Source organism: Legionella quinlivanii, assembly GCF_003265995.1.
In the GTDB taxonomy this organism is placed as follows: domain Bacteria; phylum Pseudomonadota; class Gammaproteobacteria; order Legionellales; family Legionellaceae; genus Legionella_C; species Legionella_C quinlivanii_A.
The window spans coordinates 100,298-116,650 of the sequence record NZ_MVJN01000010.1 but is presented as its reverse complement, the minus strand read 5'-3'; the positions used below and the strand labels follow the sequence as shown (position 1 = coordinate 116,650).

Sequence of the window (16,353 nt, the reverse complement as noted above, 5' to 3'; positions counted from 1 at the left end):
TATGCAAAAAGCATATCAAGATGTAAATATTTTAACCGGGACGCGCAATTTCAGCAGGGGGGTTATCCTCGGCAGGGGCCTTATTGGCTGCCTCAACCGGTGGTTCCACTGCCTTAGGTCGCATATCATTTAGCGCATCACGAAATTTATCAGTTTTTTCAATATCTTTTTGTCTTTCCTGCTCAGGATTATCTACCTGATCAATACCATCTTTTTTATCAGGATCATCTGCTTCCGGCTTCTTTAAGTTTAAATAAGCCTCCCGCAAAGCTTCGCCTCGTTGAATTTTTTGTATTTCCTTATAGGCCTGATAAGATTCCCTCATTGACATTTTGTGCATTATGGACTGACTTAAAACATAGGAGACACTTCTAAAAAAGCTCTTTAGCGCGTAGAGAAGACCCAAACCTTTACTGCTTTTGGCAGCAATTTCCTTAAACTGCGGGTTATTTTCCAGATTTTTAGCCTCGTTATAACGCGTATTAATAGGCACAGAAGGGTCACGAAATTTGTCCACAAGTTTTTCGCCAAACTCAGATAAATCTTTATTTTCTCCGGGTTTGATTTTGCTCATGTGATCATTGATTATATGGGTCACATTGTCGACAAACCGATAGGCTCTGTATTGACTAGTCTGGATATTATTGAGCCCCATTTTCAGATCGTCCATTGACAGGCTGTCAGCCTGGCCTTCACTGATTAATTTATGCCGGTTATTTTGATAATAAGTGCGTAGCTCATTGATGTATTGAGTTTTAAAAGGCTCATTCAAAACTTTGCCAGATTGTGCCATCGCCGGGATGTATACTTTATTCAGCAACTTTTCAAATTCACTATCCAGTATTTTTGCTTTGCGCTCACCATAGTTTTCTGAGTAAGTCTTACCCACCTCATCCAGATAGTTCAGTTTATTGGAAAGTGTTTGCATTTTAAATTCAATATCTGTTTTTTCCTGAGGACTGGTCGCTTTATTGAGATCGTCATTTAACTGTGCCATGCGACTAGCTGTTTCTGACTTTAAAATCGCCATAAACTGATCTTGCTGTATAATAGCCAGTTTATCCTCATAAGGCAGATCCAGCTCGCTTAACATGGATTCAAAAAAGACATTCAGTTTTTGCATGGTAGGCATAAGCATCGTGCCCGGGTTCAGGTACAGATCGTCTTCCTTATGACTTATTTCCGCTAAAACTGCTTGATATAACTGAGTTTTCAAGGTACCCGTTTGTACATTGGCGATTGTACCAACGGTAGCGCCAAGCTCTCCCAGCTGTTCACCAAAGCGTTTAAGTTGTTTCAATAAGCCTTTGGACTTCCATAATCCACCTATCTGAGACCCTTCTGAAAGCTTTTCAAGACCACTCACAATCTTATCCGCTTCTTTTTTCATTGCCTCGGGATTGGCTAGTTGCTCACGCGTATACCCCTTAAACTTACGTCCCTCATCCACTTCCAGACCAAAATACCCGGCTAGCTGCTGCTGTTTATCTGCAACATACGCTGAAGCGGCAAACAGGCTATCAACTCTCTTCTGAATGTTTGATCTGGCCGCCTGAAGCTCCTGTGCGCTCTGACTCTGCACCTGAGCAGGGCTCACTACAGAGCTATAAGACGTTAACACCTTAGCTACTGAAGCATATTGCTCTTTTAGTTCAGGGGTCATGCTGTTTAAGGTATTCCAGGACGCCTTTAACTGCATCAGCACATCTTTTAAAACAGTGAATTTAGTAACCAGTGAATCGTCATTGTTCATTTTTTCAAAAGCCGCCAACGCTTTTTGCAAATCGTATAAATTATTTTCCAGATTTTTTATTTGCTTCACCACTTTGGGATCCGTCGGATCCTCCGCATGGGGCGGCATCTGGATTCGGTCATTGACCTGTGTGGATAAATTATTAATACGCGTAGTTCTGACATACTCACTTAGCTTGCCAATTGATGCAGATAACCCCATCTCCTGAATCGCAGCGAAATTACCCCGTAAATTATTAATTGAAGAAACCTCAGCTGGAGATAATTTATCGACAGCAGGTAATGGCTCTCTTTTTTTGTTGGAAAGATCAGTCAGAAACTGCTTACGAGCATTTAGCTCTCTGAAAAAATCAGGGTGACGTAAGTCAGCATTGATTTCTGCTAACTTTGCTTTATCTCCGGAATTAAGCGCTGCGGTTATTTTTGCATCCAGTTCATTATTAGTATGATAAATAGTAGGCTGTAGTCTTAGATATTCACTTTTTAGATAAGCCAGGTCTTTCTCGGAGACCTCTTCTGAAGAGTCGACAGCTTCTTTGATTACATCAAGCATTGTTGGCAATATTTGCTCGACCCGCTCCAGGGCATCTAATCCCATAACGCCCTGCCCACGTAGTGCTGCCGTTGTCTCGGGTGCCAATAAGGCCTTCTGATCTCTTGCAGCCAAAACCTCCTCATAGGGAACTATTTTTCCTTTGAATTTTTCTGCGAGGCTAAACTCTGCTTCATTAATAACTTCAAGCTTAAGAATTTCAGCATTTTCTTTATCATCATAATATTTCAAAATCTTTTGTCTTAATCCACCAACCAGATTCACTTCTCCGTGCCAGTACCCGCCGATATCATTCATCAAACCACTAATATCCGCTTTTTTGAGTTTCTCAACTCCTTTCCAGAATCCAGCGAACCGTCCTGCGGCGGGCGGTGCTTCTGTAGCATTAAGAGCGGATACAATTTGCTTGTCCAGCTCAATATTAAAGGTTGCAACGGCCGATTGAATCACCTGATAGGACTGCTTTAATCGCTGCTTATCCTCCAGGCTGATATCCGCCAGATTTTTTCCAGCATATTGATTAAGGAGATCAAAGAACTCTTTTGCCTGGGAAGCTTTAAACTCCAGCTCCTGTAGTTCGGTATAGGACGCGACTCTCGATTCATCTAAAGCATGAATACGGCTTTGTGCTATGAATGATTTGGCCGAGCCTACTTTAGCCACCCGGAGCACATCAGCTGCATTAGCATCAGGAAGCTTTTTAACGGCTTCTGATTGTGCTATGCGCGCTTCAATGGCATCACGCAAGATGGTTGCCTGTTCAACGATGGGATCAGAAATAGTACCCGGTTTCAAATAATTTCGACGTTCAAAATCATCAGCCATAGTAATCAGGGCCGTTAATCCTTCATTGCCCCACTTGATATAAGCCTTTATTGTTTCCTCGGAAAGATTATCTTGTTCGGCATCAAGCCGCTCTTTGATTTCTTTAAGACCTTTCAAGGCCTTTCTTGCAGGACGAAGAGCACTCAGCGTATGCTTATCACTGAGTAGCGCATCAATCAATTGGCCTATTGCCTGCTGTTTGTTTGCGGATATCTGCAAAGCCTCAGCACTTTGCTTATTATCGGGATTTATAGCCGTTGCCGCAGAATTGAGCAATCTAGGTAATTGATTCAATAATCCGCTCAGCACATTCCCCTGTAGTGTAGTCTTATCGCCTTTCTGCAGGGCGTTGACACCTTGTCCCAGCAATAGCCCGGCACCGCCTGCCAGATCCAGATGCTCATATTTTTCCTGTAAACCCAAGGCTTGCACCGCAGATGTGAGATTGTTGTATACTGGCTGAATAAGATCCATATTATCCCGCAACAATTCCCTGATCTCGGGTGCTGCTTCATTAAAGCTATCGAGAGCCTTGTACACATTGTATACATCATAAGCAATTTGTATCTGATTGCTTAAAACACTATGAACTATTCCCAATTTACTGGACGAATCAATTTTCTGCCATATTTCGGCCTTGGCCGCGTTCTCAGCATAATACAAACTATTAATCAGCTTTTTTATGGATGCAACCTGTGGAGGATCCTTGTCAAGATCAGTATAGGGAACGCCTTCCTCATTAGGCGTCAGCTTTTCACTGATTGGTGCACTCAAACTGGTTTTCAGCCGCTCGTTTAAGGCGGTTCGAGCATTCCGAATTGTCATAAATAAGGGCAGCGCAGGTGCAGTTTCAACAGCTGCTGTCACTGCAGTTTCTTTGGCAATAGGCTCCGCTGGAAGCTTTACATCTGCAAGAGCCAAAAACGATTTAACCTCTGTATTCCATAGATCTGCAACCTCCATAGAGCGCTGTAATTCCGAAAAAGCAGGTAAAGCCATCTGGTTAACACGGCTCTCTAAAAACGAAGCACGAATTTTATCTTCCGATGTCAGGGCATTTTTGTCTCTAAGGGTGCGCAGCTCATGCAAATCTTTAACCAGACTGTTCCAGGGAATAGCCCTTAGCTCGGGGGCTGCCTCCTGGTCCTGATAGTTTGCTGAATCCAGTATCTCTTTAATTTTATTGGTTAATGCAGGAAAATCAGGCGCAGGACTGCTGATAACTGCTTTGCAGGCAGCAAATAGTTCACTTATTCTTGGGGTTCTGTCAGCATCTGAGGACATGAGAAAAACACTTTAATGGTCTGAATGCTTAAATTATAGTCAAAAATGAAATGCTTATTAGTCTGCGCCCCAATCCTCTTTGAAAATAATGGAGACTTTAGCAAACAATCAGTATACTCATTCTCCTGTAATGTATTTTGGCTTCGCAGAATCAATGAGTTCCACCAGCTGAAGCCAGTATGGGCTTTGGTATGCAAAAATTGGTTGGTTATGCGTTTTTACTGGCGTTTACTTCGTCTGTTCAATCCGGTGTTGAGCAACATTTTAATGAAATCAGGCAAGATCCTAATGCCTTATATGCGTTTCTTAAAGAAATGCCCAAGGGCGGGGAACTGCATTATCATCTGGCCGGTGGCGCCTACCCTGAAACTATGGTTGAACTCGCAGCCAGGCAGGATTATTGTTTGAACCCGCAGTCATTTGGTATCAATAAAATCAGTGAAGCCTGTAACGGAATAAAAAGTAATCAAATACTGAACAATCCTGAATTATACGACAAGCTTATCCGAGCCTGGTCAATGAAGGATTTCATTGCCGGCGAAGAATCCGGACATGATCATTTCTTTGCCACCTTTTTTAAATTCACTAACCTCATCATGGACAATCACATCCCACTTCTTGCAGAAGTCATGCAGCGAGCCAGCGAGCAGCAGGAAGAATATATGGAAATCATGATGATGCCCGACTATGCCAAATCCACAGTCATTTCAGAAAAACCCAATCTGGCACAAGGCTTTGAAAAAGCGAGAAAGCTTCTTCTTGATGATCCAGCCTTTGTTCAGGAAATTTCAAATACAGTAAAAGTCAGCGACCAGTTATTGCCAGATACCAGAAAGTTCCTGGGATGTGACAGCAAACCCGAGCAGTCCGTTTGCCATCTAACGGTAAAATTTCAGTATCATATTCTTCGTGAGCAACCTCTTCAAAGCTTTTTTATGCAGGCGCTGCATGGATTTGCCGCCGCCTCCCAATCAGAAGCAATCGTCGCCATAAATATGGTACAGGCAGAAGACGGCATTATCTCCCTTAGAGATTATAAAAAACAGATGGAAGTGATCAACTTCCTGCACCAGAAATATCCGCAAGTCCACATTGCACTCCATGCCGGTGAATTAAAGGCCGAGGATGTGATGCCAAAGGAGTTGAGATTTCATATACGCGATGCCGTGTTAACAGGACATGCCGAACGAATAGGTCACGGGCTTGATATTGGGTTTGAGGATAACGCCAATGACACGCTGAATTACATGAAAACGCACCAGATCCCGGTAGAAATTAATCTCACCAGTAATGAGAAAATATTTAATATCAAGGGAAAAGAACATCCCATCCATTACTATTTAAAACAAGGGGTGCCCATTGTCTTGTCAACTGATGATGAAGGCATCCTGCGAACTGATCTGACACGTCAATATGTGAAAGCAGTCATTGAGCACGACATCGACTACCAGACACTTAAGCAGATGACCCGAAATGTACTGACTTATGCCTTTTTACCCGGCAAAAGTATCTGGGCTGATCCCGCCAGACAAACCCTGGTTACTGAATGTGCTGATTTGAACAGCGCCACCTGTAGCAGTTTTGTAAATGGAAATGAAAAAGCGAGCTTGCAGCGAAATCTTGAACTCAGAATGGCCGCTTTTGAAAAGCAATTTGAAAATTAATCATCAATCAGGAAGAACTATATGTTAAGGAAAACCGTTTGTGCCGCCAGTCTTATTCTGTGCTCTTCAATCAGCCATGCCGGATTCTACCTCGGCGCCAGTGTTGGACCTGAGGGAGCTGAATTCAGACAAAGATCCCATGTCATTCGCCCGGGTACTTTTGACGTAATCGATAAGAATCATTTTTCAGGCACTGGCGTTTTCGGCTCTATCTTCGGCGGCTACCAGTGGCGTTATCAACGCTATAGCCTGGCTGCCGAAGTGAACGGAAATCTGAGCTCGGTGGAATATGAATTAAACAATAACGAATATATTCATCAAACCTTTTTAAAAACCACCTTTACCGTAAAACGAAGTGCTGGAGTCAGTGTCCTGCCAGGCTATTTTCTCTCCGAAAATACGCTGATATTTGGCCGCGTGGGCTACAGCAACGGGCGGGTTAAAATCAGCGAATCAGATCCCACTATTCTTAGCCAAACCAAAAACCGCGGGGGCATTCGCTATGGATTAGGCTTAAAACATGCTTTATCCACTAATTGGTGGCTGATGCTGGATTACAGCCAAATTAATTATAAGGGCATTAAGAGTGCAGTGTTTGAACCTTTTGGCGGGGTGTTAAAACAAACTAAAATTACACCAAATACCGCTCAAATGGGGCTTGGTATAATTTATGATTTTGATCAGCCTAAGGCATATGTGAAGTAGTACAAAAACCTTGATGCCCATGCCGGGCATCAAGATGCTTTTTTCCTAGTTAAAAGGATCGCGTCTGATAATAGTGGAATCACGCTCTGGGCCTGTTGAAAGCATATCAACCGGTATATTCAATAATTCCTCAATTCGTTTCAGATAAGCCAGTGCGTTAGCCGGCATCTGTGACATTGACGTTAAATCAGCGGTGGATTCAGTCCATCCGGGCAATTCTTCATACACCGGTTCAAGACCTTCAAAATCCTCTGCCGATTGAGGCGGACGAGTCAGTAATTGCCCATTTTTATCACGATAGGCTACAGCAATTCGCAGGGTTTCCAAACCATCCAGGACATCCAGTTTGGTTACACATAAGCCGGTGATACTATTCAGTTCAATCGACCGACGAAGCAATACGGCATCAAACCATCCGCAACGGCGAGGGCGTCCGGTAACTGCCCCAAACTCATGCCCACGCTCTGCCAGGCGCTTTCCTATATCATCCTGGAGTTCAGTAGGGAAAGGTCCGCCACCCACACGTGTCGTGTAGGCTTTGGTGATTCCCAGAACATAGTCAAGATAGCGCGGACCGAACCCTGCGCCATTAATCACACTGCCGACGCAGGTATTGGATGAGGTCACGAAGGGATAGGTTCCATGATCGATGTCCAGATAAACCCCTTGTGCGCCTTCAAACAAGATTGAATCGCCTTGTTCACGATGGGTATGCAAGCTGGTGGTCACATCACAGACCATCTCCTTTAATTCAGCGGCCCATATTTTTGCATCGTGAAGAACAGGCTCTAACTGAACCTCAGGCTGTTGATAATAATTTTTAAGAACAAAATTATGATAATGTAATAGCTCAGTCAGTTTTCGGGCAAAGCGGTTTTCATCAAACAAGTCGCTGACTTTCAAAGCCCGGCGAGCTATTTTATCTTCGTAGGCAGGACCAATTCCACGCCCTGTCGTTCCGATAGCCTTGCTTCCCTTCAGTGTTTCACGGGCTTTATCAAGAGCCACATGATAGGGTAGAATCAAGGGACAGGCCTGGCTGATTTTCAGACGCTCACGAACATTGATTCCCTTGGCTTCCAACTCACGAATTTCCGCAAGCAGGGCTTCTGGCGAAAGAACAACTCCATTGCCGATATAGCAGCTGACATGAGGCCTGAGCATGCCGGATGGGATGAGCCGCAAAACTGTTTTTTCACCGTTAATTTTCAAGGTATGGCCAGCATTGTGACCGCCCTGATAGCGGACAACAGCCTTGACGTTCTGGGTCAGCAAATCGACAATTTTACCCTTACCTTCATCGCCCCATTGCGTACCAACTATTACAACATTCTTGCCCATAATTAAACTCTTACTCTATAAACTGGTGAATAATGGAGAGGAGAATAACTCCCGCTAACATACCGAGAAACCCTGTTATGCGAATTATTTTTCATAACAAAATATCTCAAAGAAAAAAGGGTTAAGCGAACTTAACCCTCTTCAACAAAATAAAAAATTATATCAGTTTTTCTTTGTCGTATCACCACTTTTTACTAAAGAATGTCTAAAGTAGTCAAAAAAAGAACTGCTTTGATCCAATACCAATAAATCCTGTTTACTGGTAAAACTTCCTTCATAGGCTTTCAAACTGCGGTAGAATGCAAAGAATTGAGTATTCTGACCATAGGCCTCCGCGTAAATGGTAGCTGCTTCAGCCTGGCCTTTTGCCCGAATGATCTGCCCTTCACTATGGGCTTTTGCCAGAGCCACGGTCACTTCTGCATCCGCGGCCGCCTGAATAGCTTCTGCTGCAGCCTGTCCATCGGCACGATGTCTGTTAGCAATTTTTTGCATATCAGCACGCATACGTTGATAAATGGCGTTGCTGGTGTTGGCCGGTAGTTCAATTCCCTTGATTCTGACATCGACCACATCAACACCTAAACCCTGCGCCTGCTGTTCCGCTTTTTCACGCAACACATCAACCACGTCATCTCTGCCGCCTGACACCACATCAGAAATAGTGCGTTTGCCGAATTCAGCGCGCAGCCAGGTATTCAACTGCTGCTCCAGCAAAGTTTCTGCTTTAAACTCATTCCCACCGGTAGATTTAAAATACTGAGCCAGATTGCCTATGCGCCATTTGACATAATAATCGACAATCACGTCTTTCTTTTCTTTGGTTACAATCCGCGAGGATTTAATGTCCAGGGTTTGCAGGCGTGTATCGAATAAACGCAGACTTTCAATAAACGGCGTTTTGAAATGCAAACCAGGCTCAAGCACCTTGACTTTATCTGTCTGTTTATCAATAACCAGGCGTCCCAGGCGTAAAAGAATCCCTTGCTGGCCTTGATTTACAGTGAAAACACTGGCTAGTATGACCACCAAAATGAAAAACGCCAATACGACCAGAGTTGTTCTTAAAGCATTCATCTATTAATTCCTCACTTGTCGATAAGTTTGCCTGATTATCGGGCGTGTGGTTGCATGATCGTCATACTCGCCAGCGGCAGAACTTTCCTCCAGATTGGCAGCGACTTCATCCACAGCAGGTTTTGGCAAGGAAGCGGTCACTGCGTTATGAGCCAGCTTATCCAGCGGTAAATAAAGTAAATTCCCGGATTTGCCATCTACAATAATCTTGCTGCTCTTGCTTAATACCTGTTGAATGGTATCAAGGTACATTCTTTCGGAGGTTACAAGCGGGGCCAGATTGTATTGCGGTAATAAGGCCAGAAATTCAGCGACCTCGCCTTTCGCTTTTAATACCACCTGCTTAGCAAAAGCCTGTGCTTCCTCACGAATACGCTGCGCATTACCTTCGGCGATAGGAACTACCCTTGCCTTGTATGCATAAGCCTGCTCCTTAAAGCGCTTTTCGTCTTCCTGCGCCTTAATGGCATCATCGAAGGCATCCTGTACATTCTCAGGGGCTCTGGCTGGCTGTGGCGATACGTTAACGATCACTATTCCTGTTTTATAACGATCAAGAATTTTAATCAGTGAATCCTGTACATGAGTTGCCCATGCTTCACGGCCTTCAGTGATAATTTCATTTAGTGTGGTAGTACCAACGACCTGACGCAACGCGCTGGATGTCGCCTGTTGCAGGCTTTCCTGAGGATCAACCACATTAAAGAGATAGGCTTGCAAATCACCAATGCGGTATTGAACAGCCAGTGAGACTGAAACCAGATTTTCATCCTTGGTCAGCATATGCCCTGAATAGGAATAGTCCGAAACGCGTTCAACATTTCGCACCACCTTTGATTCTATAATACGAGGTATCCAGTGCGGCCCAGGCCCTACGGTTTCTACATATTTGCCAAAACGCTGAATAACTGCCTGCTCGGCGGGATCCACAATAAAAATGCCTGAAAGCGCCCAGAGAATGAAAATAACCAGTAAAGCCAGGAATGCCAGCATACCAGCACTTTTTCCAGGTACGCTTGAACCCGGATCGCCTTCCTCACCAGAATTCCCCCCCAACAAGGTTTTTTTTAATTTATCCTGAAAGCGTTTGAGGGCTTCGTCTAAATCAGGCGGCTGATTTTGACCATTCCATTGATTTTTATCTTTATCTTTGTCTGGTTCTTTCCATCCCATTGAGTTCTCCACCCGGTACGTAAAGCTAGGATTCTAGGGCTTGCCGGAAGTTTAAGCAAGCCTCTGTACCAAACTCTGGAACAGGATTTATTCAATTTTCAAAACTGGTATGCGAAGCTTCACCCGCATACCAGTTCAACCTGTGGGTAAGAACCTAGACCATAAATCGTTCTTGCGCCTTTTCCTCTTCCTGCTGGGCAATCTCGTCGAGAAGTGCTTCCAGCTTGTTATCCAAAGCTAATGCCGATTTGTTGTGAACACTACTTTTATTGCTTTCAATGAGGTTATATATAGTACTTGTACGGGTACCTGCACCTTTATCGGATGTCGCATATAATCTCACTTCATCCCAACTGTTAAACCTGCCTTCCCCCAGATTCCAGAAGCCAGCTGCCCAGGGATTCCCGCCACAGCAAGCTTCATTGCGATTTTTATAAAATAACCGGGTAAAAACCGCCAGTTTAATTTCATCACTACTATAATGTCTTTCTTTTTTCTTGTCTGGAATCTTTCCCTCAGCCTCTTTCTTACGATATTTAAGAGTGGCTTCCAATACCAGATTTTCCATTTTTTTAGTGACTTTACCTGGATTACCCGCTAAATGAGAGAAAAAGCCGGATTCCGGGTAGAAAATTTTATGCCATGTGTTCTTGGCGTGTAATTGCAGGATAATAAATCTTGAACGCTTATAGCTATTTTCGGCATAACTTGCAATCTCACTCGCAAGCTGTTCCCGATATTGGGTGAGCAAATTTCGATGATTTTTGCTTTCCGGAACAGTTGACCCGCGGCATATCAGCATCGCGATGCCTGCAAGCAGGGATTTTATTTTATTCTTATCTTTTTCATTGCTCAGATGCTGACAAAGTACGTTGATTGGGCGATCTTGCGTATTACCTGTGGGATCACAAATTGGAGCGTTCACTTTATCTGCAAGCAATTTTTCTTTATCTGCGCTCGATTTGTCTCTATCTGCATTGGATTGCCCCTTAAGCAATACTTTCAAGGCATCAATTTTTGCGTAACGAATGGCGATAACAAAAGGAGTGATTCGGGTGGCGGGATTGTAATAAATTTCAGGGTTTGCTCCGCTTTCAATCAGCATCCTGACCCCTTCAGCCCAATCGTCCCTTACTGCTTGATGAAGAGCAGAATTCAAAACTTTGCTTTTTTGCGCAACACGGAATGCGGTCGGTTCATCCAGTCTCGGTTTTCTTAGCAATACCGCCCTAAGGCTCTCTGCATCTCTTGTCTGTACTGCCCGTGCAAGCAGAGTAAAACCATTCTCGTCTGTAGAATCGATCAGACGCATCAGCCCCACAGGCGCCTCATCGTCGTGCTCTTCAACAAGAACCCGAAAACGCGCATCTTTGGAACCCCAGATTTGTTCCTCGGCTTTTTCTTTAAGAGGTATAAAGTGGCCTAACAGAGGCGGAATCAGATCAAGCTTCTTCTGACGCAGCGCAAAATGAACTGGTTTGCCGCTAATGAAATTATCATGAGGCAATATGTAGCTTATATGAGGTATTAAATTCAGTTCATTCGCATCATGTTTTAAAATGAGATAGTTAAGGAGAGTGAAATTGCCAACGCCTGTAATTTCATACTTTTGCTGAGCCAAAAATCCCAGTTCTTCTTTTGATATTTCCCCGTCTTCTGATAACTCCAGGTTATCTCTCTGCTCCTCATCGGCATTAATGGATTTCAAATAACTCAAAAATTTCGACAATTCGCCGTCTTTCAGTACAGAATCCAGTACATTGAAATCAATCATTTTCAATAATCCTCTTTGTTATTAGAAGTCGGAGCCATTTAAAAGAGCATATTACACAGGCTGAAGTCCAAGTTCAAAAATTCTTTACTAATTAACAAAAAATTTCTCAAGTCATTACTCACAGGCACGCCGTCATCTCGAACGCAGTGAGAGATCTCGCAAATCTGAGATGGCATGACACAGTTTGATGAACACTCTCGAAATCCCTTTTTCTCTTAACCTCCTGCAATCGATCAGCGAAAGCACTTAATGATCTATTAATAAACAAATGCTATAGTATCTTATTTTTGGAAATCCTATGGCGATAGCACATCCAAATCTGCTTAAACTTGCAATGGAACTGGGCCTTTATAACAACCCCGAAGGCCTTTGTCATGGCTTTACCATCCAGTGGATAGAGGCTTGCCTTAGCAGTGATGCAGAAGAGCAGCGTTTTGAAAAATGCATCGCAGAAATTGCCGCCTCTTCTCCAGAGATCCTTGCCGCGGAAATTAAGAAAGCCAAACTCAAAGGCGATAATGCGGAGTTGCTTTCGGAAAGAGAGCAGGAACTTATTGAGATCTATCAAACCGTACGCCGGATCTGTATTTTCCATAATCCTAGTAACTTTTCAGAATTATTCAATACCGGATTTCCAGTGCTTCAACGGCATTGGGAAACAGTTTCCTCAGCCATCTCTACAGAGGCTATTCAACAGCAAGGTGGACTTAAGGACTTATACTCCGCGTCTTTTGTGTTTAAGCCTGAAGAAATCAAAAGCTATCTTACAGAACTCAATGACTTACTGGAATTCAAGGAGCGGGCTGAGAAACTGAATGCGCCTGTGGCCCTGCTTTTAAATAATGCGCATCATGCCATTGGACTGGTCTATAAGCCCAATCAGGGATGGAATTATCGTGACATTAATCAGGATCTTACGACAGATAAGGCAGTAGTCAAAGATCCGGCGTTACTGGCCGATTTTATTCATACGGCCTATAGAAATAATAGCCCCTATATTGCCTTTAATGCTCGGGTTATCCGAACCGCTTTTGCACAGGCAAACCCGGATCTACAGAAAAAACTGGAGCTATTTAAAAACTCACATGTGATTAACGAAGAAATGGCCCAACGACATGATGAGTATGCAAACCTGGCTTGGATTGCCGCAGTATCTGGCGATAAGACACTTATCAGTAAGTTGTCTGAATATTCAGCCAATCTGGATTTTCAGGGTATGCAGGGGATGACGCCTGCCTGCATGGCTGCCCAAAATGCTTATCCTGAAATCCTGAGTGAATTAATCACTATGGAAGCCGATGTCAATCTGCCTAACAATAGTGGCGAAACACCTGCATATATTGCAGCTAAACAAGGATTGACCGCCATCATCGAGGTCCTTGGACCAAAAGCGGATCTGGGTAAAACAACCAACCAAGACAATGTCTCTCCACTGTTTGCGGCTTCCCAAATGGGCTTTACCGATACTGTTGTATCATTAATCAAGCATGGGGCCAGTCCAAATCAGCGAACTGCCAATGGAGCGACCAGTTTAATAATTGCAGCCCAGAAAGGCCATCAGGAAATCGTACAGCACCTAATCGGACTGGATCATACGGATGTAAATGCTTTGGATAATGGCAAAGCAAGCGCAGTTTACGTAGCAGCACAAAATGGTCATGATCAGATTGTCAGGCTGCTGGGCGAAAAGAAAGCTAATTTAAATCAGGCAAGAGATAATGGTGATACACCGGCAATCATTGCGGTCAAAAATAAACATCCTGCCGTAATCAGAGAACTTGGAGTTCATGGAGCTGATTTAAATCAGGAAAATTCGGAGGGCCTTACGCCCTGCCTGATTGCAGTCGAACAGAGAGACAGCGCAATGATTAGAGAGCTAAGTGCTCAGAAGGCAGATTTAAACGCAACCAATAGCGGTCAGATGTTTCCGATATTTCTGGCAGCGCAAATGGGTTTTTCAGAGATGGTCGACATTCTGGCCGAAGAAAGCGCCAATTTAGACCAGATAGCCTACAATGGCGCCACTCCAGCCATGGTTGCTGCATTTGAAGGTCATACGGAAACAGTTAAAGCCCTGATTGCTCACAAAGCAAATTTTGATTTATCCACTACGGATGGAATAACCCCGCTTTTTATGGCCTGCCAACAGAATTTTCCTGAAATAGTGAAGCTTTTACTGGACATACCTGTAGACTCCACAATTGCCTTTCGTGCAACTCCGGCTCAGCTGAGACAAAGTATTGCAGATAAAGGCGTGAGCGCAATTCAAAAAATGGAAAGCTTAATTACTGCACAATCCCCGGATAGTGAAGGAAAAATAACGTTGCTCCCCAAAGATATTGGAGAGATTTTAGGGCACCAGGCGATTGTGGATCTGTTTTCTCAGTCTGCAAGACTCAAAACAGAGACGTTTTTCAGTGATTCGAACTGCTTTTTTAATCAGCCACTATCCAGAGCAGCATCACTCGAACCAGCTTTAAGCTCCCCTCAGGTTTAAATATTGGTACTACACATCGCTAAAAACAGAGTCTGCTCCTAGCTCCTAGGTTCCTAGCTTGTATACGGCTACGTCCCTCGGCTTGTCCCTGAGGGTTCCCTCATTTTTTATATAGTCAGCGGATGACTTAACATTTGCTCAAATAGCTCTATTATCGTGTCGTTCCCGCGAAGGCGGGAATCTATTTCTCAAGCTAATTCCTAACTTTGTTTGCAAGATGGATTTCCGCCTACGCGGAAACGACACTATTTAAAGTCATTTTGACCTGATAAAGTACGTATTTTTTGTCTGAGGATCCAGAAAAACTCATAGAGAAACACTGGACCCACCGGATAAGCCGCAGGGCGCAGATGGGTATTTTTCCCGTCCCGCCTTTTTATTTTTTAATAAAAATAAGATCCCAAACACCATGGCCTAAACCCTGTCCCCGTTTTTCAAATTTGGTAACCGGTCGGGTTTCAGGTCTTGGCGAATAGCCTCCCTCGCTCATTTTATTGATAAGGGCATTCTCGTTTGAAAGAACCTCCAGCATTTGCTGGGCATACTCTTCCCAATCGGTAGCACAATGAATAAATCCACCCTGCTTAATGGCAGCAGCCAGAGTCTTTATTAGTTCAGGCTGAATTAAACGCCGCTTATGATGGCGTTTTTTAGGCCAGGGATCAGGAAAAAAAATCTGCACTCCCGCGAGACTTTCAGGCGGAATCTGCTTTGTGAAAATCTCGACCGCATCATGGACGACAATACGAACATTCTCTATATTTTTTTCATGAAGATCCGCGATAAGACTTCCTACTCCTGCTCGATGCACTTCAATACCAAGAAAATTCTGTTCTGGATGTGCCTCGGCCATCGCCAGCAAAGAGGCTCCCATCCCAAAGCCAATTTCAACTACGGTTTGTGCATCCCGTTTAAACAACTCTGACCAATTCCAGAAAGTGCCAGTAAAAGGAACCTCATAATGCGCCAGTAAATTATCCAGTGCGAATTGCTGCCTGTTACTGATGCGCCCGGCTCTCAGCACATAGCTTTTAATAGTACGTTTCATAAAACCTGCGATACAATAAAAAAGGGAAGGAGTATAACAAAAAAGCGAGAGTCTCGACCAGCACCAGAAAAAAGGGTATAATCCATTATCTTTGGTCTACAAAGCACTTTTTGATTGCATAATTTGACATTTTTTGCTATAAAAGCGCTCTTGTATTATCCCCGGCTGATTTGTGGCTTAAGCCTTTAATTCAAGCCCAGCTAGATGTAAATCTACAGAACCTTTGGAGCAACAATATGTCAAGAGTATGTCAGGTAACTGGCAAGCGACCAATCACTGGTAACAATGTTTCGCATGCCAATAATAAAACCCGCAGACGTTTCCTGCCTAATATTAAACGACGTCGTTTCTGGTTTGAAGAAGAACAACGTTTTGTTACACTCAGAGTCAGCACTAAAGGTCTTCGTACTATAGACAAACTGGGTATTAAAGCAATTGTTGACAAACTTAGAGCCGAAGGCGAAAAAGTTTAACTGACTGAGGAATTTCAAAATGGCTAAAAAAACCAGGATCACATTAAAATTAGTGTCCACCGCTGGAACAGGGCATTTCTATACTACCAGAAAAAACCCAACTACTACTCCGGAAAAACTGGAGTTCAATAAATTTGATCCCGTTGCTCGTAAGCACGTACCTTACAAAGAAGCAAAAATCAAATAA

11 protein-coding genes are annotated in these 16,353 nt (G+C 43.6%); 5 read left to right on the top strand and 6 right to left on the bottom strand.

What is annotated here, in order from left to right:
- Positions 1-31 precede the first annotated feature (31 nt).
- A complete protein-coding gene (locus B1207_RS13215; protein ID WP_112220406.1) occupies positions 32-4,414 on the bottom strand; it encodes a hypothetical protein in 4,383 nt (1,460 codons plus the stop codon).
- A gap of 191 nt (positions 4,415-4,605) precedes the next feature.
- Here B1207_RS13215 and B1207_RS13210 point away from each other — a divergent pair, with 191 nt between their 5' ends.
- Positions 4,606-6,078, top strand: a complete 1,473-nt coding sequence (locus B1207_RS13210) for an adenosine deaminase family protein (RefSeq protein WP_253255869.1) — start codon at positions 4,606-4,608, stop codon at positions 6,076-6,078.
- 21 nt (positions 6,079-6,099) lie between these two features.
- Complete coding sequence (locus B1207_RS13205) at positions 6,100-6,783, top strand: outer membrane protein (RefSeq protein WP_112220404.1); 684 nt, start codon at positions 6,100-6,102, stop codon at positions 6,781-6,783.
- Positions 6,784-6,828: 45 nt separating this feature from the next.
- On the opposite strand, the gene B1207_RS13200 is transcribed toward B1207_RS13205, so the two are convergent.
- The 4 genes from B1207_RS13200 to B1207_RS13185 all read right to left on the bottom strand — a co-directional run bounded on the left by B1207_RS13200 (position 6,829) and on the right by B1207_RS13185 (position 12,148).
- The gene (locus B1207_RS13200) at positions 6,829-8,124 is read right to left on the bottom strand and encodes an adenylosuccinate synthase (RefSeq protein WP_112220403.1); all 1,296 of its coding nucleotides are present in this window, start codon (positions 8,122-8,124) and stop codon (positions 6,829-6,831) included.
- A gap of 162 nt (positions 8,125-8,286) precedes the next feature.
- Complete coding sequence (gene hflC, locus B1207_RS13195) at positions 8,287-9,201, bottom strand: protease modulator HflC (RefSeq protein ID WP_112220402.1); 915 nt, start codon at positions 9,199-9,201, stop codon at positions 8,287-8,289.
- 3 nt (positions 9,202-9,204) lie between these two features.
- Positions 9,205-10,374 (bottom strand): FtsH protease activity modulator HflK, encoded by a 1,170-nt coding sequence (gene hflK / locus B1207_RS13190; protein WP_112220401.1) that lies wholly within the window; start codon positions 10,372-10,374, stop codon positions 9,205-9,207.
- Between the two features lie 154 nt (positions 10,375-10,528).
- Positions 10,529-12,148: an ankyrin repeat domain-containing protein gene (locus B1207_RS13185; protein ID WP_112220400.1), complete on the bottom strand. Its 1,620-nt coding sequence runs from the start codon at positions 12,146-12,148 to the stop codon at positions 10,529-10,531.
- A gap of 298 nt (positions 12,149-12,446) precedes the next feature.
- Here B1207_RS13185 and B1207_RS13180 point away from each other — a divergent pair, with 298 nt between their 5' ends.
- Positions 12,447-14,645: an ankyrin repeat domain-containing protein gene (locus tag B1207_RS13180; protein ID WP_112220399.1), complete on the top strand. Its 2,199-nt coding sequence runs from the start codon at positions 12,447-12,449 to the stop codon at positions 14,643-14,645.
- Positions 14,646-15,021: 376 nt separating this feature from the next.
- On the opposite strand, the gene trmB is transcribed toward B1207_RS13180, so the two are convergent.
- A complete protein-coding gene (trmB, locus tag B1207_RS13175) occupies positions 15,022-15,693 on the bottom strand; it encodes a tRNA (guanosine(46)-N7)-methyltransferase TrmB (protein ID WP_112220398.1) in 672 nt (223 codons plus the stop codon).
- A gap of 236 nt (positions 15,694-15,929) precedes the next feature.
- Between trmB and rpmB the strand changes: the two genes are divergently transcribed.
- Entirely contained in the window at positions 15,930-16,166 is a 237-nt protein-coding gene (gene rpmB, locus B1207_RS13170; protein WP_058508407.1) for a 50S ribosomal protein L28, read from the top strand.
- A 19-nt stretch (positions 16,167-16,185) separates the two neighbouring features.
- A complete protein-coding gene (gene rpmG / locus B1207_RS13165; RefSeq protein ID WP_058508408.1) occupies positions 16,186-16,353 on the top strand; it encodes a 50S ribosomal protein L33 in 168 nt (55 codons plus the stop codon).

Coding starts and splice junctions, on each gene's coding strand:
- B1207_RS13215 (WP_112220406.1), bottom strand. CDS start 4,414: ATGTCCTCAGATGCTGACAGAACCCCAAGAATAAGTGAACTATTTGCT.
- B1207_RS13210 (WP_253255869.1), top strand. CDS start 4,606: ATGCAAAAATTGGTTGGTTATGCGTTTTTACTGGCGTTTACTTCGTCT.
- B1207_RS13205 (WP_112220404.1), top strand. CDS start 6,100: ATGTTAAGGAAAACCGTTTGTGCCGCCAGTCTTATTCTGTGCTCTTCA.
- B1207_RS13200 (WP_112220403.1), bottom strand. CDS start 8,124: ATGGGCAAGAATGTTGTAATAGTTGGTACGCAATGGGGCGATGAAGGT.
- hflC (WP_112220402.1), bottom strand. CDS start 9,201: ATGAATGCTTTAAGAACAACTCTGGTCGTATTGGCGTTTTTCATTTTG.
- hflK (WP_112220401.1), bottom strand. CDS start 10,374: ATGGGATGGAAAGAACCAGACAAAGATAAAGATAAAAATCAATGGAAT.
- B1207_RS13185 (WP_112220400.1), bottom strand. CDS start 12,148: ATGATTGATTTCAATGTACTGGATTCTGTACTGAAAGACGGCGAATTG.
- B1207_RS13180 (WP_112220399.1), top strand. CDS start 12,447: ATGGCGATAGCACATCCAAATCTGCTTAAACTTGCAATGGAACTGGGC.
- trmB (WP_112220398.1), bottom strand. CDS start 15,693: ATGAAACGTACTATTAAAAGCTATGTGCTGAGAGCCGGGCGCATCAGT.
- rpmB (WP_058508407.1), top strand. CDS start 15,930: ATGTCAAGAGTATGTCAGGTAACTGGCAAGCGACCAATCACTGGTAAC.
- rpmG (WP_058508408.1), top strand. CDS start 16,186: ATGGCTAAAAAAACCAGGATCACATTAAAATTAGTGTCCACCGCTGGA.